At 63.5% G+C, this 15208-nt stretch carries 18 protein-coding genes and 1 pseudogene; 10 read left to right on the top strand and 9 right to left on the bottom strand.

Features of this window, described 5'->3' with window-relative positions; all coding sequences use genetic code 11:
• Positions 1–367: 367 nt before the first annotated feature.
• From ACPTTF_RS11350 to ACPTTF_RS11335, 4 genes and pseudogenes are all read left to right on the top strand, one after another.
• Positions 368–652 carry a hypothetical protein gene (locus ACPTTF_RS11350; RefSeq protein WP_423371216.1) on the top strand — a complete coding sequence of 95 codons (285 nt, stop codon included), beginning with the start codon at positions 368–370 and terminating at the stop codon, positions 650–652.
• A 47-nt stretch (positions 653–699) separates the two neighbouring features.
• The gene (locus ACPTTF_RS11345; protein ID WP_166960200.1) at positions 700–909 is read left to right on the top strand and encodes a hypothetical protein; all 210 of its coding nucleotides are present in this window, start codon (positions 700–702) and stop codon (positions 907–909) included.
• Positions 910–942: 33 nt separating this feature from the next.
• Positions 943–1155 carry a 30S ribosomal protein S21 gene (gene rpsU / locus ACPTTF_RS11340; RefSeq protein WP_166960198.1) on the top strand — a complete coding sequence of 71 codons (213 nt, stop codon included), beginning with the start codon at positions 943–945 and terminating at the stop codon, positions 1153–1155.
• A 520-nt stretch (positions 1156–1675) separates the two neighbouring features.
• Positions 1676–2004, top strand: a pseudogene (locus tag ACPTTF_RS11335) (hypothetical protein).
• Positions 2005–2047: 43 nt separating this feature from the next.
• Here the strand turns inward: ACPTTF_RS11335 and ACPTTF_RS11330 are convergent.
• Entirely contained in the window at positions 2048–2263 is a 216-nt protein-coding gene (locus tag ACPTTF_RS11330; protein ID WP_423371215.1) for a hypothetical protein, read from the bottom strand.
• A gap of 199 nt (positions 2264–2462) precedes the next feature.
• Here ACPTTF_RS11330 and ACPTTF_RS11325 point away from each other — a divergent pair, with 199 nt between their 5' ends.
• The gene (locus ACPTTF_RS11325) at positions 2463–2747 is read left to right on the top strand and encodes a hypothetical protein (protein ID WP_166960565.1); all 285 of its coding nucleotides are present in this window, start codon (positions 2463–2465) and stop codon (positions 2745–2747) included.
• Between the two features lie 52 nt (positions 2748–2799).
• Here ACPTTF_RS11325 and ACPTTF_RS11320 read toward each other — a convergent pair whose 3' ends face one another.
• Complete coding sequence (locus ACPTTF_RS11320; protein ID WP_423371214.1) at positions 2800–3060, bottom strand: hypothetical protein; 261 nt, start codon at positions 3058–3060, stop codon at positions 2800–2802.
• Between the two features lie 1056 nt (positions 3061–4116).
• Between ACPTTF_RS11320 and ACPTTF_RS11315 the strand changes: the two genes are divergently transcribed.
• Entirely contained in the window at positions 4117–4812 is a 696-nt protein-coding gene (locus tag ACPTTF_RS11315; RefSeq protein ID WP_423371213.1) for a methyltransferase family protein, read from the top strand.
• A 116-nt stretch (positions 4813–4928) separates the two neighbouring features.
• Here ACPTTF_RS11315 and ACPTTF_RS11310 read toward each other — a convergent pair whose 3' ends face one another.
• The 3 genes from ACPTTF_RS11310 to ACPTTF_RS11300 form a co-directional block, all read right to left on the bottom strand.
• Positions 4929–6551 (bottom strand): NAD(P)/FAD-dependent oxidoreductase, encoded by a 1623-nt coding sequence (locus ACPTTF_RS11310; protein ID WP_423371212.1) that lies wholly within the window; start codon positions 6549–6551, stop codon positions 4929–4931.
• A gap of 114 nt (positions 6552–6665) precedes the next feature.
• Complete coding sequence (locus tag ACPTTF_RS11305) at positions 6666–6851, bottom strand: hypothetical protein (protein WP_166960183.1); 186 nt, start codon at positions 6849–6851, stop codon at positions 6666–6668.
• 19 nt (positions 6852–6870) lie between these two features.
• On the bottom strand, positions 6871–7674 hold the full coding sequence (locus tag ACPTTF_RS11300; protein ID WP_423371211.1) for an inositol monophosphatase family protein: 804 nt from the start codon (positions 7672–7674) through the stop codon (positions 6871–6873).
• Between the two features lie 279 nt (positions 7675–7953).
• Between ACPTTF_RS11300 and ACPTTF_RS11295 the strand changes: the two genes are divergently transcribed.
• Entirely contained in the window at positions 7954–8778 is an 825-nt protein-coding gene (locus ACPTTF_RS11295) for an RNA methyltransferase (protein WP_423371210.1), read from the top strand.
• A 308-nt stretch (positions 8779–9086) separates the two neighbouring features.
• The gene (gene cysE, locus ACPTTF_RS11290) at positions 9087–9860 is read left to right on the top strand and encodes a serine O-acetyltransferase (RefSeq protein WP_166960176.1); all 774 of its coding nucleotides are present in this window, start codon (positions 9087–9089) and stop codon (positions 9858–9860) included.
• A 46-nt stretch (positions 9861–9906) separates the two neighbouring features.
• Here cysE and ACPTTF_RS11285 read toward each other — a convergent pair whose 3' ends face one another.
• The 4 genes from ACPTTF_RS11285 to ACPTTF_RS11270 all read right to left on the bottom strand — a co-directional run bounded on the left by ACPTTF_RS11285 (position 9907) and on the right by ACPTTF_RS11270 (position 12654).
• The gene (locus tag ACPTTF_RS11285; protein WP_176047393.1) at positions 9907–10707 is read right to left on the bottom strand and encodes a UDP-2,3-diacylglucosamine diphosphatase; all 801 of its coding nucleotides are present in this window, start codon (positions 10705–10707) and stop codon (positions 9907–9909) included.
• A 23-nt stretch (positions 10708–10730) separates the two neighbouring features.
• Entirely contained in the window at positions 10731–11222 is a 492-nt protein-coding gene (locus ACPTTF_RS11280) for a peptidylprolyl isomerase (protein WP_128845247.1), read from the bottom strand.
• Between the two features lie 88 nt (positions 11223–11310).
• A complete protein-coding gene (locus tag ACPTTF_RS11275; protein WP_011352517.1) occupies positions 11311–11892 on the bottom strand; it encodes a peptidylprolyl isomerase in 582 nt (193 codons plus the stop codon).
• A 39-nt stretch (positions 11893–11931) separates the two neighbouring features.
• A complete protein-coding gene (locus ACPTTF_RS11270) occupies positions 11932–12654 on the bottom strand; it encodes a tetratricopeptide repeat protein (RefSeq protein WP_166960170.1) in 723 nt (240 codons plus the stop codon).
• 234 nt (positions 12655–12888) lie between these two features.
• Here ACPTTF_RS11270 and cysS point away from each other — a divergent pair, with 234 nt between their 5' ends.
• On the top strand, positions 12889–14286 hold the full coding sequence (cysS, locus tag ACPTTF_RS11265) for a cysteine--tRNA ligase (protein ID WP_423371209.1): 1398 nt from the start codon (positions 12889–12891) through the stop codon (positions 14284–14286).
• A 43-nt stretch (positions 14287–14329) separates the two neighbouring features.
• A complete protein-coding gene (locus ACPTTF_RS11260) occupies positions 14330–15157 on the top strand; it encodes a DNA-3-methyladenine glycosylase family protein (protein WP_166960164.1) in 828 nt (275 codons plus the stop codon).
• The last annotated feature ends 51 nt before the right edge of the window (positions 15158–15208 follow it).

The following is a 15208-nucleotide window of genomic DNA, read 5'->3' as shown; positions in this document are numbered from 1 at the left end:
GCGCGTCGGCTGCAATCGGCGCGGCCTTCATCTGGTCAACAAGTCGCGTCGTAAGCATCTCGGTGAACGAGGGCTCGACGGCATACGGTGTGCCGCAGGCACGGTGCTGCGAGACAATTCGTCAACGGCCTCGTCGCGGTCGAAATAAGATGGGCGCCCGATCGACGATGCGCGTATGATGGTTTCGTTCGAGCACCCGTTTTCTGTTTGACCGCTCGCCCTCCACCTGCCACCGTGTTGCGTCGCGCATTTCCTCGCTCGCAACGTTTTTGCCCCTTTCACCCCGCCCGTCGCGCCATGCATCAGGTGATGCTGGCTGTATACGCTCGTCCTGCGAGTCGCCGCAATCGAACGCCAGGAGTTCATTATGAGCATGCACATCTATCGTGGATTCGAGATCTATCCACTGATTTACCCGCACGTGCCTGCGTTGGATGGCTGCCCGCATAACTACGATGCCGGCTTCGACGCAGCAGTCAAGATTTGTCTTCGCGGCACCGCCGACACGCTGACGCAGAGCCAGACTTTCAGGCTTCTCGACGACAGCCCGTTCGATTCCGCCGGTGACGCACGTCGTGCGTCACTGCGCTATGCCGAGAGCGTCATTGACGATAATCGCGAAAAACAGGGCTTCTTTTCAAACGTCCTCTAACGCGACTCGCGATGGCAACGTGACTTACCAGCAATTGGGAGGACGAAATGATCGTCGACGAGCTTCTTGATCTGATCCGGCGGTGCAGGATCACTCGGAGCGACGCTGTCCTGCCCGCTGGAATGACCGATTCTGCGCTATGCCATCAACAAGAGCTGCAAATGTTCGCAGCCGTGAGAGCACTTTCAATCGGAGCCGGGTATTCGGAGTTCGAATCCGACGAGATAGCGAGCACCGTCATGACACGGCTCGGCTAGTTTTCCCGTCAAACGTTTTCAAACAGGAGTTACATGACAACCGTCACACTGAAGATCAACGAACCAATCGATGTCGCGCTGCGGCGATTCCGGCGCAGTATTGAAAAGACCGGGTTGATTCGGGAGTTGCGCAGTCGCACCAGCTACGAAAAGCCCACGACGGAGCGCAAGCGGAAAAAGGCCAGTGCCGTTGCAAGGCAGCGCTTACGGGCGAAGCGCATGTTGCCTCCCCGCAAAATGTACTAGATGAACATCGCGCACAACGTGCTGGCCGAGGGGCCCCCTGGCGTCGCCATCTAGATCCCCGGCACGAGGTAGGGCGGCCGGACGACGCAGGCAGCATGCTGGCCGCCGCCTCGCAGCGGCAAGAAGGATGATTGGTCCACCCGTCGCGCCGTGCAGCAAGTCAGGATGAAAATCATAATCAGAAGGCGGCAAGCATGAGCTGGTACTGCGATGTGGAACGCGAATTAGCCCAAATCAGACGATCAATCGGGCTGCTTGAGCAAGCGCAACACGCCTTCATCAACAGATCGACTGTGAACGATCCCGCGTATTGGAGAGTCAAGCTCGACAAGCTTCGCACACAATCCAGGCGAGACAAGGTCCTGGGGCTCCAGGTGGACGAGCTTTGGGCCCGCCTCGAACGCATTCAGGATTCGCGCTGCCGAAAGTAGGAACCTGCTCCTTCACCCTCGTCTTTTTCAGGGTGCGCGCGCATGGCAGGGACAGTCCAAGGGGGGCATTCGAACTTCGCAGCAACATCGTGATTGACGCTAACCCAAGCAACACGTTTCGACACCTTCCACTCTCGCCCGAGCAAGACGCGGAAATCCGGCGCTATATAAAGAAGAGGGAGCAGAAGGGCGAACAAAGGGACACCCCTGAGTTGGCGATGATGCTCGGAGACATGCTTTCCCCTCCGCCAAGCGACGATGAAAAGCTAGAGGCTACCGTTGAAGAGGCGAAACTGGCCTGCGAACATGCTTTGGCTTCGATCGACGAAGCCATGGAATCTGTGTCCGCAAGTGAAGAACGACTGCTGCGATGGAAGCCGAGGAAATGAAGCGCCCCAGGGTGTTAACGCATCCATGATGCCCGAAGTTCAAGCCACAGTTGCGCCACCTCCCTTTTGCCTTCAGCCAGGTTGAGCGGCCAGCCATCCCTGCGCCCATTGCGTCGCGTACGCAATCGCATCATCGCGCGCATCGAAACCATCCAGATCGCCGCTGGAATGCACCTCTCTGTCACCTCCGTCCAGCAGCGTCGTGGTAATTCTTGCATGTGCGATGTACTCTCCATCAGCTTTTCGGGGCGTTGGATCGATTCGGAATCCTGTCGTATCGAAGAGCATTTGCTCCTCCCTGTTTGGTTGTCGCGAGCGAGGCTGCTGCGGGAGCCTCGCGAGCATAAGCTTCCGCCATCGAGAAGTGCCGCGCTCCGACCAGCTTCACCATCCCGCCGTGGTCGCGCGCCACTCGAGTCAATAACGTCATCGGCAACGCGAACTGTTGGACCTCGTAGCGATGACAACGGAAGAAACAGCTCTGCTCATGAAAATTGACCACCGTTCGATACCCTACTACCTGATCCTTCGCGGTGGCTGGTCGACTTATGTACTAAATGCGGACCGTGTCGTTCTTCGTCGAGAAGCAAGCCCACTGTTGCGTGCCTTTGCGCGAACTCACGGCGAATTTGCAAGTATTGACGGTGTCGTATGGAACACCTTCTCCGATGCAGAAGGCCTTTCGGTGATCGAGCGACGGGAGACACGGTGCTATGCGCTGGTCAAGGGAACTGAAACCGAGCACCAGTTGCGATTGTTGACGACCCTCTGACGTCAATGCGCGGGCGAGTCTTGTACGGTTTGACGAACGGGCAAGCTGAAGTTCAGTGCGCCCAGCGCTGACCACGCCGCTCAATCGCCGCCACGACAACATTGAGTACGTGACGGGCAACACCCTCATCAGCCATGCCGGCATCAAAGTACTGGCGAACGTTCATGATTTTTGACTGATGGGAACCGTCGTCGTTATCCACGACGAAAATACTGGCCATTCCAGCATCAGCCATCAAGACAACGTGGACAGTCTTGCCGCACACGATCGTTTGCATGTTTGAGGAAGCCATCGTCGTGTCCGGTTGGGCCATTGGGGTCTCAAGTATGCTCGCCGGCAGTCGGGCAAATTCGCCTATATCCACCACGTTTCCAGGCGATTCATGGGCAATTCGTACTCCGTGAGTGTCTTTGACTTATGCAACTGCCATCTCCGAAGCATTGAATTGAGCGGATCGTGATTTCGATGAGCCCTGTGCCATTTCGGGAACTTGTGAACGCTTCGACATTGAAGCGAATGTTTGGCGCATGGCATGCGAGGAAGTGGCCGTCGACTCATGGAGCTATCCATGACGAAAGTGTCCCGTGCCGGACAGTGTCGTTGCAGCATGCCGTGACGGGATGGAAGGCTGCGTTCGCGTTGCTCCGAGGGCAGTTCGATTCGATCACGTCGCGCTGCTTCAGTCGGAGTACACGCACTGGACTCCTCTCTCGTCCGCGCCGAAGGATTAGCTGCAGCGTCGCAATGCGACGTTGCCGGTTACGGCGTAGCTTGCGGCATAGCTTTACTGTAAAGCCCTGTCTGGCGTGGCGCGGGTACTGCGGCATCATCGGGGTGTGGCCGGCAAAGACGTCGGGCGACAGCATGGCCATAGGTCAGGCGTGAAGTTGCCGCTTTGGTTGCCCGAGTTTGCCAGTCGCTTCCATGTGCGCGCGCGAAGTTCGCCGTTCGGCCAGGTGTGGACGATCGCGCGAACCCTCGCGTGCTGACGGGGCCCCGCATATCAGAGCGTGTGTTCGGACGTCGGACAGAGTGCCGCGCCTTCGAATCTCGCTGCGCAGCGCCGTCGTTCGGTTTCGATCATGGCCACTGGGTCTGCGGCTGTCATTCGGCCCTTTTTTTGCAAGGGATACAAGCCACCCATTACCGCGGATCGCAGACGATTTCGTCCGCCTGGACAGCGCCACGAACGGTGAAACGTTTGGCAGGCCGCTTAATCCAGTTACACAGCCTTTATATTTGCCCAGGCTCTCGGGACTTATACCAATCAACCTCGCAAAACTGAAACTTAGGCGAGTTTCAATCGAGGGAGCGTGCTAGTCTGAACCGGCAATATAAATAAAAACGCAATAAGCTACGGGGCACAAACATGAAGCAGGCCATACAGGATGCGGGGGGCGTGTGCGCGCAAAGTACCCTGGTGCCGCACGTTACAGCGGTCGCGGATGAGTCGGAGCGGATCAGCCTGATCGAGCTTTGCGCTCGCGTGTCTTCAGTGACCGTGCTGGGCGTATTTGCTTGGCTGATTTATACGCCGTGGCGATTGGACCCGAGCCGGATCACGTTGATCCTGCTGCTGGTTTCCGCAGTACTGACCGTCGGCATGTCGGCTTTTGCGAAATTGCCGAAACGGCGTGACTGGCATCCCGTCGCCGTGTGCTTTTCTCTGGGCGGTTCGTTCTACTGCCTGACCTATCAGCTGACCGCCAGTACACAACTGATTCCGGAGTGGGCGGGGGGCGCCTGGCAAATTTGCGGGATTGCGTGGCAACTGTTCGCGAAACTGTCGCTCGGGCGCTCGTTCGGTTTGCTGCCAGCCAATCGCGGGGTCGTCTCGACCGGTGCGTACCGGTTCATGCGTCACCCGATCTATGCCGGTTATCTGTTGTCCGAAATCGGTTTCCTGCTTGCAAACTTCAGTACGCGAAACTTGCTCATGATCGGTATCTGGATGCTGTTGCAGATCGGTCGAATCAGCATGGAAGAGCGGGTGCTGTCGGAAGACGCCGATTATCGTGCGTACAAAGCGAAGGTTCGGTACCGGCTAATTCCCGGCGTGTGTTGACGGGAATGCCGAAAGCGCGCCATGGCTGAGCGTCGATGAAGCACATTGGGCGGCGGACATGCAAAGGTCGGCGTACTCAGGTCACGGACCTTCGCACGCCGACTTTGTCCGGCTGGTCAGGACGTGCGTCCCGACGTCATGCTGAGGGCGACTGCTTGCGCGACTTCGATACCGTCGATCGCCGCCGAATAGATGCCGCCCGCATACCCGGCGCCTTCGCCGGCCGGATACAGGCCATTCACATTCATGCTCTGGTAGTCGTCCTTGCGTCGAATCCGGATCGGTGACGAAGTGCGCGTCTCCACGCCGGTGAGCACCGCATCGTGCATCGCGAAGCCGGCGATCTTCTTGTCGATCTCGGGCAGGGCTTCGCGGATGGCTTCGATCACGTAATCCGGCAGCGCGGTGCTGAGGTCGGTCGGATTCACGCCAGGCTTGTACGACGGCTCGACGGAACCCAGCGACGTCGACGGCCGGCCTGCGATGAAATCGCCGACCAGCTGGCCCGGCGCGCGGTAATCGCCGCCGCCGAGTTCGAACGCGCGCTCTTCCCATTTGCGCTGGAACGCGATGCCCGCCAGCGGGCCGCCGGGATAGTCGTCCGGCGTGATGCCGACGACGATGCCCGCATTCGCGTTGCGCTCGGCGCGCGAGTACTGGCTCATGCCGTTGGTGACGACGCGGCCCGGCTCGGAGGTCGCTGCGACCACCGTGCCGCCCGGACACATGCAGAAGCTGTAGACGGCCCGGCCGTTATTGGCGTGGTGAACCACCTTGTAGTCGGCCGCACCGAGCTGCTTGTGGCCCGCGAACTTGCCGAAGCGACTGCGATCGATCAGCCCCTGCGGATGTTCGATGCGAAAACCCAGCGAGAACGGCTTGGCTTCGACATAGACGCCGCGATCGTGCAGCATCTGGAAGGTGTCGCGCGCGCTGTGGCCCACGGCCAGCACCACGTGGTCGCACCGCAGCGTCTCCCCGTTCGAGAGCGTCAGCGAGCGCACCTTGCCCTGATCGATCTCGATGTCGTCGACCCGCGTTTCGAAACGCACTTCACCACCCAGTTCGTGGATGGACGCACGCATTTTTTCCACCATGCTGACGAGGCGGAACGTGCCGATGTGCGGCCGGCTCAGATACAGGATGTCTTCCGGTGCACCGGCCTTGACGAATTCGTCCAGCACCTTGCGGCCATAGTGGTTGGGATCCTTGATCTGGCTGTACAGCTTGCCGTCGGAAAACGTCCCGGCCCCGCCTTCGCCGAACTGCACGTTGGATTCGGGGTTGAGCACGCTCTTGCGCCACAGGCCGAAGGTGTCCTTGGTGCGCTCGCGCACGGCCTTGCCGCGTTCGAGGATGATGGGGCGAAAACCCATTTGCGCGAGGATCAGCCCCGCGAACAGGCCGCACGGCCCCATGCCGATCACGACCGGGCGCAGGAAATCGGCGTGCTCGGGCGCCTTCGTGACGAAGTGGTACGCCATGTCGGGCGTCACGCCGCAATGCGGTTTGCCGGCCATGCGCTCGAGCGCGGCCGCTTCGTCCTTGACCTCGAGATCGACGATATACGTGAGCTTGATGTCCGAACGCTTGCGCGCATCGTGCGCGCGGCGGAACACGGTGTAACGGAGGAGCTCGTCCGCCGCCACGCCAAGCTCGGCGAGGCGCGCGCGAATGGCGGCCTCGAGTGCGCTTTCGGGGTGGTCGAGGGGGAGTTTAATTTCGCTTAGCCGTAACATGGGGACTCGGATGCGATTGCCACGGCGTCGTGGCGATGTTGATACAGGTGGGGCCGGTATGTCGGCGGCGGCGTTGTTCGTCGCGCGGGCCTGCCGGACGCAAACCATTCATTGTCATTGCGGGAAAAGCAGGGCGAGCAGCAGTACGCCGACCCGCCCGGACAACTCAGGCAACTTCAGGATAGGCGCACGAAGCGCCCCTTGTGCACGGAAGATTGTCGCGCCTCCCGGGTAATCGGGAGGCGAACGGCGCGCGATCGTGACGATGCCCGCGAGCGGTTTGCGCAAAAGCCGCGCCATGCGGGCGCGGCTCGGGCTTTTACTCCGCTGCCGGGTGGACTCGGCTGTAACGATTCAGGATCGGGATCATCTGCGCGTAGATCTTCGGGTTCGCAGCGACGATCTCATGGCGATGCAGGAAATCGGCGTCGCCCGTGTAGTTGCCGACGAGGCCGCCGGCCTCGGTGATCAGCAGGCTGCCCGCAGCCATGTCCCACACGTTGATGCCTTGCTCGAAGAACGCGTCGAGGCGGCCGGCCGCGACGTTCGCGAGATCGAGCGCGGCCGCGCCCGGACGGCGCAGGCCCGTGCAGGCCTGCGTCATTTCGATGAAGAGGCGCGCGTATGCATCGAGGCCGTCCTTTTCGCGGAACGGGAAGCCCGTGCCGACCAGTGCGTCCGACAGGCGGTCGCGGCGGCCGACGCGGATGCGGCGGTCGTTCAGGTACGCACCGCGGCCGCGGGTGGCCGTGAACAGGTCGTTCTTGTTCGGGTCGTAGACGACAGCCTGCGTGACGACGCCCTTGTGCTCTAGTGCGATCGACACGCAGTAGTACGGGAAGCCGTGGATGAAGTTGGTCGTGCCGTCGAGCGGATCGATGATCCACTTGAATTCGGATTCGTTCTCCGATTCGCCCGATTCCTCGGCGAGGATCGCGTGGTCGGGGTAGGCGGTCTTCAGCGTCTCGATGATCGCGTCTTCGGCGGCCTTGTCCACTTCGGTGACGAAGTCGTTCTGCTGCTTCTTGCGGATCTCGATCAGGTCGAGATCGAGGGACGCGCGATTGATGATCTGTCCGGCGCGGCGCGCAGCCTTGACAGCAATGTTGAGCATGGGATGCATGAGCCTGGATCCTGTAGCCGGCGGCACGGGCCGCCACGAAGTGGAACAACCGCCCGCACGGCGCAAGCGTGGCAGGCGAGGTGAGACGCGAATTGACAAAGAACGGGGTACGACCCGCGCCGCACGGTGTGCGGCGCGTAAAGGCATGATTTTACCCGATTTTTGGCGGTTTCAGGCGACCGGAGTACGGGGAAACCCCCACTATCCGTCCGGACGAGTGGGTTTGCTGCGGCGATGGCGATACCATACTGCCATTCTGATGAACCGAGTCGTATCGTAGTGGAAACCCCGCAGATCACCGCCGCGCCGTCCGAGCCGGGCGCGGCCTCGTCCCGGCCGCCATCTGGCGGCTTCACGTCTACCCGTTTCGTGCTCGTCGAGCCGAGCCATCCCGGCAATGTCGGGGCAGCCGCCCGCGCGCTGAAGACGATGGGCTTCTCGCGTCTCGTGCTGGTTGCACCGCGTGTGCCGCACGTCCAGAGCGATCCCGAGGCGATCGCGATGGCCAGCGGCGCGGACGACGTCCTCGCGTCCGCGCATGTCGTGCCGACGCTCGGCGACGCGTTGTCCGGCGTTCACTGGTCGATCGCGCTGACCGCGCGCACGCGCGAATACGGGCCGCCGCGTCTCGCACCGCGTGCGGCCGCCACGCAGGCGTGCGCACAGGTCGGCACGGGCGACATCGCGCTCGTGTTCGGCAACGAGCGTACGGGCCTCGCGAACGAGCACGTCGAGCAGTGCAGCGCGCTGGCGCACATCCCGGCGAACCCGGCCTACAGTTCGCTGAATCTCGCGCAGGCGGTGCAGGTGCTCGCGTACGAGCTGCGCGTCGCGTTTCTCGAGCAGGCGAGCGAGCCGTTGGCGCAACCGTCGGCCGAAGTCGGCACGCTTGCGCAGAGCGACGAAATCGAGCGGATGTACGTGCACCTCGAGAACGCGCTGATCGCGCTCGATTTCCTCGATCCGCGCAACCCGAAGAAGCTGATGCCGCGGTTGCGGCGCCTGTTCGCGCGCACGGGCCTCGAGCGCGAGGAGGTCAACATCCTGCGTGGCGTCGCGAAGCACATCCTGCTGAAATCGGGCAAGCCGGGCGACGACGCGTAATCGGCCAGCGCACCGGCTGCCGGCTGCCGGATGCCTCGGCACCCGGGGGCAGTCGTCTCGCCGGGCCGGTGCTACGTCGGCCGCCGGAAGCGCCGCGCCGGATCGCCCGGCCCGGTCGACCATCCCGCAAACTCAGCAGCAGCAAGCGTTCCGCCCGAATACCCGCGCCGGCTGCGGGGTGAACGCGCGGGCTCGTGCGGCCGTGCGCGACTCGCCCTACAATCGCCGGACGTCATAAGCAAATTACCCGGCGCGATAACGGCCGGGCATTGCCGGCGATGCGCGCCGGCCTTTTCCCAGACCACATCATGTTCACGAGACTGCGCGAAGACGTTGCAACGATTCGCGAGCGGGATCCCGCCGCTCGCAGTGCGTGGGAAGTGCTGACCTGTTATCCGGGGCTGCATGCGCTCGTGCTGCATCGTTTCGCGCACGCATGCTGGCGCGTGAAGCGCTACTGGCTCGCGCGTTTCGCGTCACAGGCCGGCCGGTTCCTGACGGGCATCGAAATCCACCCCGGCGCGACGATCGGCCGGCGCGTGTTCATCGACCACGGCATGGGTGTCGTGATCGGCGAGACGGCGATCATCGGCGACGACTGCACGATCTATCAGGGCGTGACGCTGGGCGGCACGTCGCTTACGCGCGGCGCGAAGCGCCACCCGACGCTCGAAGCCGGCGTGATCGTCGGCGCGGGCGCGAAGGTGCTCGGCGGTTTCACGGTCGGGGCGGGGGCGAAGATCGGCTCGAACGCGGTCGTCGTGAAGCCGGTGCCGGCAGGCGGCACGGCGGTCGGCAATCCGGCGCGCATCGTGATGCCCGCGCAGCCGAAGCCGCAGCCCGAGCGCGCGGCATTCTGCGCGTACGGGATCACGCCGAACGCCGACGATCCGATGTCGCTCGCGATCCACGGCCTGATCGATCACGCGGCGAAGGAAAGCCGGCGTGTCGACGAGATCGTCGCGGCGCTCGAACAGCTCGGTACGCATCTGGAAACGCTGCAGGGCGCCGATGCGGCGCGCCTCGACTTGCGCAGGCTATCGGCGGTGCTGGAAGGAAAGACGGTCGAACGCCAGATGTAACGAACGCGATGCGTGCCGACGGCCGCCGGTCAGCGCGACGGCGGCGTCAGTCGAGCGGCATCGCGTGGATGCCTTCCGCGTCGACGCGCAGGTAGCCGCCGCGCGGCGCGCCGTGATCGAGATCCCAGTCGGGCAGCACCCAGCGGATGCCGCCCGGTTCCAGGTGGCGCGCGGGGCGATGCGTGTGGCCGTGAATGATTACGCTCGCGCGGCTCTTCCGGAACAGGGCGGCCACGCCTTCACGCGTGACATCGTAGATGGCCGAAGCAGGGCGCATCCGGCCCGCTTCGCTGTTCGAGCGCATGCGCTGCGCGAGCGCGCGGCGCCAGCGGAACGGCCACGCGAGAAACAGCCATTGCGCGACGCGGTTGCGCGCGAAGCGGCGGAACACCTGGTAGCCGCGGTCGGCCGTGCATTGCGCGTCGCCGTGCGCGAGCACGATGCGCTGGCCGAAGGCCATGATCAGCGATGGATCGGGCAGCAGCATCGCGCCGGCTGCCTTCATGAAGCGCCGGCCGAGCAGGAAATCTCGGTTGCCGTGCATCACGTAGAGCGCGATCCCGCGCTCGGAGAACGTGTGCATCAGCGCGGCCATGCGGGCCGCGAACGGATCGTCGTCGAGGATGTCGTCGCCGATCCAGTATTCGAAAAGATCACCGAGGATGAACACCGAGTCGGCGCTGTCGGCGGTGTATTTCACGAAATGCTCGAACGCGGCGACCGTCTTCGGAATCGCTTCGCTCAGATGCAGATCGGAGAGAAACAGGAACGGGCGTGCGGCTTGCGCGTACTCGCGCTCGCCCGGCACGCCCGCGGAGACGCTTCGCGGCGGACTCTCCTGCAACATCGAAGTGTCTCCGTAACCGTGCGTCAGACCACGACGGCCTTTTCGATCACGACGTCGTCGGCCGGCACGTCCTGGTGGAACCCAGCGTTGCCCGTCTTGACACCCTTGATCTTGTCGACCACGTCCTGGCCTTCGACGACCTTGCCGAACACCGCGTAGCCCCAGCCCTGCGGCGTCGGCGACGAGTGGTTCAGGAAGTCGTTGTCGTTCACGTTGATGAAGAACTGGGCGGTGGCCGAGTGCGGATCGTTCGTGCGTGCCATCGCGACCGTGTAGTTGTCGTTCTTCAGGCCGTTGTTCGCCTCGTTGTCGATCGGCGCGTCGGTCGGCTTCTGCTTCAGGCCCGGCTCGAAGCCGCCGCCCTGGATCATGAAGCCGTTGATCACGCGATGGAACACGGTGCCGTCGTAGTGGCCCTTCTTCACGTAGTTCAGGAAGTTCTCGACCGACTTCGGTGCCTTTTCGGCGTCGAGCTCGAGCTTGATCACGCCGTGGTTCGTATGCAGTTCAACCATGATGAATTCCTTCGGTGAGGCGGTTTAAATGGCACGCGGCCGGTCGTGCGACGCGGCCGCGTGAGTCGCCGGACGTGCCGGCAGGTTCTTACTTCGAGACGATGCTGGCCGATTCGATCACGATCGGCTGCGCGGGCACGTCCTGCATCGGGCCGCGCGAGGTCGTCGCGACGCCTTCGATCTTCTTCACGACGTCGAGGCCCGACACGACCTTGCCGAACACCGCATAGCCGTTGCCGTCCGGGTTCGGGTAGTCGAGGCCGCTGTTGTCGACCGTGTTGATGAAGAACTGCGCGGTGGCCGAGTTCGGGTCGCTCGTACGCGCCATCGCGATCGTGCCCGTCAGGTTCTTCAGACCATTGCGGCTTTCCAGCGGGATCGGCGCGCGGGTCGGCTTCTCCTCGAAGTTGGTCTTGTAGCCGCCGCCCTGGATCATGAAGCCCTTGATCACCCGATGGAAGATCGTGCCGTTGTACTGGCCGGCCTTCACGTAATCGAGGAAGTTGGCCACCGACTTCGGCGCCTTCTCCGGGTAGAGCTCGACGCGGATGTCGCCCTGCGAGGTCTTCAGCTGCACGACGGGGTGCGCGGTAGCCGATTGTGCGAACGCAGGTGCGGTCGCGGTCGCGAGAAGGGCGGCGCCGCCAAGCGCCAGCAACAGACGTTTCATTGCGATCCTCAGGTTGGGAGGGAAAGAAGGCCGCGCCGCTTATTGCGACGGCGCGACGTACGGCGCCGCCAGTGCGCCCGACGGACCGCTGAACTGGAACGTCGGCGACATCGGCAGCGTGGTGGTGCTCACGTTCGAGGCTGCGCGGTTGGTGTAATCGCGCGTGGCCGGTGCGGCCGCGCGGGCGTTCGGCGCGGCCTTCGGCGGCGACACGATCTTCTGGAGATCGGCCAGGCGCTGGGCGGTCGCGCCGCTCGTGCGGCCGAGCGATTGCGCACGCTTGTACGATTCGGCCGCGAGGCGCAGGTAAAGGTCGCCGAGGTTCTCGTACGCGAGGGAGTAGCTCGGGTTCGATTGGGTCGCCGTGACGAGCGCGGTGCGCGCTTCGTCGTATCGGCCATGCTTCGCGTAAAGCGCCGCAAGGTTGTTGTACGGCTCGGGCAGCTCGGGGTACGCCTGCGTGATCGCGACGAACTGCTGGATCGCGTCGTCGTCGCGGTTCAGGCGGGCCAGCACGGTGCCGCGCTTGAACTGCGCCTGCACGTCGTGCGGGTTCGACGCGATGCGCGCGTCGAGCTGCGCGAGCGCCTGCTTCCACTGCTTGCCGGCGATCGACGTGTCGATTTCGGGGGTGCCGTCGGCGGTGGCCGGGGCCTTCTGCGCATGCGCCGCGGGGGCCGCGAACAGCGTCAGCGCGACGCCCATGACGGTGGTCGCAACGAGGGTCGCAGCGCTCGGCGCGCGGCCGCGATGAGGTTTCATAGGCGTAAATCGGAATGTTATACTCCGAGCCATTCTAACAAAACGTCTGCGCGTTCCGGCGAGCCGCAGGCAGTCTTTCTTAGCCTCTCGTGGCCGTCACCGCTGTGCTTGCAGCCTGACCGCCCCATGTGATAGCGAGGACGCTCGGCCTGGTGCCGCAGCAGATGGTCCGTCCGTTTCGCATGCTGGGCGAGCTTCGCCAGGGCGGTTTCCTTCGGCTCACGGTTCATCTCTATGGAATCACTGCGCATCTACAACACGCTCGCGCGTGACAAGCAAGTTTTCGTGCCGCGCCAGTCCGGCGAAGTGCGGATGTACGTATGCGGAATCACCGTCTACGACTATTGTCACGTGGGCCACGCGCGCATGCTGGTCGTGTTCGACCTCGTCCAGCGCTGGTTGCGTGCGATCGGTTACCGGGTCACGTATGTGCGCAACATCACCGACATCGACGACAAGATCATCCGCCGCGCAGTCGAGAACGGCGAGACGATCAAGTCGCTGACCGACCGGTTCATCGGCGCGATGCACGACGATGAAAGCGCGCTCGGCATCCAGCGGCCCGACATCGAGCCGCGCGCGACCGCGTTCATTCCGCAGATGCTCGGCATGATCGAGACGCTCGAGACGAACGGCTACGCGTACCAGGCGGCCGACGGCGACGTCAATTACTCGGTGCGCAAGTTCGCGAACTACGGGAAGCTGTCGGGCAAGTCACTCGACGATCTTCGCGCGGGCGAGCGCGTTGCCGCGAACGACGCGAAGGAAGATCCGCTCGACTTCGTGCTGTGGAAACGGGCGAAGCCGGAAGATCCGGAAGGCGCGTCGTGGGCGTCCAGGTACGGGATGGGCCGCCCGGGCTGGCACATCGAGTGCTCGGCGATGGGCTGCACGCTGCTCGGCGAGCATTTCGACATCCACGGCGGCGGGCAGGATCTGCAATTCCCGCACCATGAGAACGAGATCGCGCAGAGCGAAGGCGCGACCGGCCAGACGTTCGTCAATTACTGGATGCACAACGGCTTCGTGCAGGTCGACAACGAGAAGATGTCGAAATCGCTCGGCAACTTCTTCACGATCCGCGAAGTGCTGGAGCGCTACGACGCGGAAGTCATGCGCTTCTTCATCGTGCGCACGCACTACCGTTCGCCGCTCAATTACAGCGACGTGCATCTCGACGATGCGCGCGCGTCGCTCACGCGCCTCTACACCGCGCTGAAGGATGTCGAGGCCGACATGCTCGCGCTCGACTGGAACGAGCCGCACGCACAGCGTTTCGCGGCTGCGATGAACGACGACTTCAACACGCCGGTCGCGGTGGCAACGTTGTTCGAGCTGGCGGGCGAGGTGAATCGCACGCGCGACGCATCGCTCGCGCGGCAACTGAAACAGCTGGCGGGCCTGCTCGGCCTGCTGGGCCGCGAACCGCGCGCGTTCCTGCAGCAGGCGTCGGGCGCTGCGCAGGCGGGCGGGCTCGCCCCCGACGAGATCGAAGCGAAGATCGCCGCGCGCGTCGCGGCGAAGCAAGCGAAGGACTATGCCGAAGCGGACCGGATCCGGGCAGAACTGCTCGAGACCGGTATCGCACTTGAAGACAAACCGGGCGGATCGACCGAATGGCGTCGCGTATGAGCGCGGTGCGTTCCACTGACCGATCCGTCAGGTAGGAGGCAAGATGGCAACGGCTAGAAAAGCGCCGGTCAGGCGCGCGACCCCGGTCGCCGCGCGTCCGGCAGCCAAGCGCGTGCCGCCGGCGAAGACGGACGCGACGCGCGCCGTGCCGAACGGCGCGCTCAACGGTCATGCGCAGCCGGCGGCCGTGCAGCCGGCCGCCGACGCGGCCCGCAAGGCACGTGCGTCCGAAGCGGACGGCGAGGAGGTCGTCGTGCGTCCTGCTTACTGGGATAAGGCATGCGCCGACCTCGTCAAGCGCGACCGGATCCTGAAGAAACTGATTCCAAAGTTCGGTCCCGCGCATCTCGTGAAGCGCGGCGACCCGTTCGTCACGCTCGCGCGCTCGGTCGTCGGCCAGCAGATTTCGGTGCCGTCCGCGCAGTCGCTGTGGGCACGCATCGGGGATGCCTGTCCGAAACTCGCGCCGCAGCCGGTCATCCGGCTCGGCGCGGACAAGCTGATCGCGTGCGGGCTGTCGAAGCGTAAGACGGAATACATCCTCGATCTCGCGCAGCATTTCGTGTCGGGCGCGCTGCACGTCGACAAATGGACGTCGATGGACGACGAGGACGTGATCGCGGAACTCACGCAGATCCGCGGCATCAGCCGCTGGACGGCCGAGATGTTCCTGATCTTCAACCTGTCGCGGCCGGATGTCCTGCCGCTCGACGACCCGGGCCTGATCCGCGCGATCAGCGTCAATTACTTCAGCGGGGAACCCGTCACGCGCAGCGAGGCGCGCGAGGTCGCGGCCAACTGGGAGCCGTGGCGCACCGTTGCGACCTGGTACATGTGGCGCAGCCTCGATGCGCCCGACGCCGACGCCTGAGTAGCGGCTATCGGGTTTTAAACATCAATAGTTGAGAGCCGGTTTTGAGCG

Origin of the sequence: Burkholderia crassaminum, from assembly GCF_964265005.1 — a bacterium.
Lineage (GTDB): Bacteria > Pseudomonadota > Gammaproteobacteria > Burkholderiales > Burkholderiaceae > Burkholderia.
The sequence above is the reverse complement of the archived record's forward strand: the minus strand, read 5'-3'. Positions and strand labels throughout refer to the sequence as shown.

Bases quoted from the DNA above. Each gene is read 5' to 3' on its own strand.
- ACPTTF_RS11300 (WP_423371211.1), bottom strand. From the start codon at position 7,674: ATGCATCCCATGCTCAACATTGCTGTCAAGGCTGCGCGCCGCGCCGGA.
- ACPTTF_RS11320 (WP_423371214.1), bottom strand. From the start codon at position 3,060: ATGGCCCAACCGGACACGACGATGGCTTCCTCAAACATGCAAACGATC.
- ACPTTF_RS11350 (WP_423371216.1), top strand. From the start codon at position 368: ATGAGCATGCACATCTATCGTGGATTCGAGATCTATCCACTGATTTAC.
- cysE (WP_166960176.1), top strand. From the start codon at position 9,087: ATGTTCACGAGACTGCGCGAAGACGTTGCAACGATTCGCGAGCGGGAT.
- ACPTTF_RS11325 (WP_166960565.1), top strand. From the start codon at position 2,463: ATGAAAATTGACCACCGTTCGATACCCTACTACCTGATCCTTCGCGGT.
- ACPTTF_RS11280 (WP_128845247.1), bottom strand. From the start codon at position 11,222: ATGGTTGAACTGCATACGAACCACGGCGTGATCAAGCTCGAGCTCGAC.
- ACPTTF_RS11305 (WP_166960183.1), bottom strand. From the start codon at position 6,851: ATGGCGCGGCTTTTGCGCAAACCGCTCGCGGGCATCGTCACGATCGCG.
- ACPTTF_RS11285 (WP_176047393.1), bottom strand. From the start codon at position 10,707: ATGTTGCAGGAGAGTCCGCCGCGAAGCGTCTCCGCGGGCGTGCCGGGC.
- cysS (WP_423371209.1), top strand. From the start codon at position 12,889: ATGGAATCACTGCGCATCTACAACACGCTCGCGCGTGACAAGCAAGTT.
- rpsU (WP_166960198.1), top strand. From the start codon at position 943: ATGACAACCGTCACACTGAAGATCAACGAACCAATCGATGTCGCGCTG.
- ACPTTF_RS11330 (WP_423371215.1), bottom strand. From the start codon at position 2,263: ATGCTCTTCGATACGACAGGATTCCGAATCGATCCAACGCCCCGAAAA.
- ACPTTF_RS11260 (WP_166960164.1), top strand. From the start codon at position 14,330: ATGGCAACGGCTAGAAAAGCGCCGGTCAGGCGCGCGACCCCGGTCGCC.
- ACPTTF_RS11310 (WP_423371212.1), bottom strand. From the start codon at position 6,551: ATGTTACGGCTAAGCGAAATTAAACTCCCCCTCGACCACCCCGAAAGC.
- ACPTTF_RS11275 (WP_011352517.1), bottom strand. From the start codon at position 11,892: ATGAAACGTCTGTTGCTGGCGCTTGGCGGCGCCGCCCTTCTCGCGACC.
- ACPTTF_RS11315 (WP_423371213.1), top strand. From the start codon at position 4,117: ATGAAGCAGGCCATACAGGATGCGGGGGGCGTGTGCGCGCAAAGTACC.
- ACPTTF_RS11270 (WP_166960170.1), bottom strand. From the start codon at position 12,654: ATGAAACCTCATCGCGGCCGCGCGCCGAGCGCTGCGACCCTCGTTGCG.
- ACPTTF_RS11345 (WP_166960200.1), top strand. From the start codon at position 700: ATGATCGTCGACGAGCTTCTTGATCTGATCCGGCGGTGCAGGATCACT.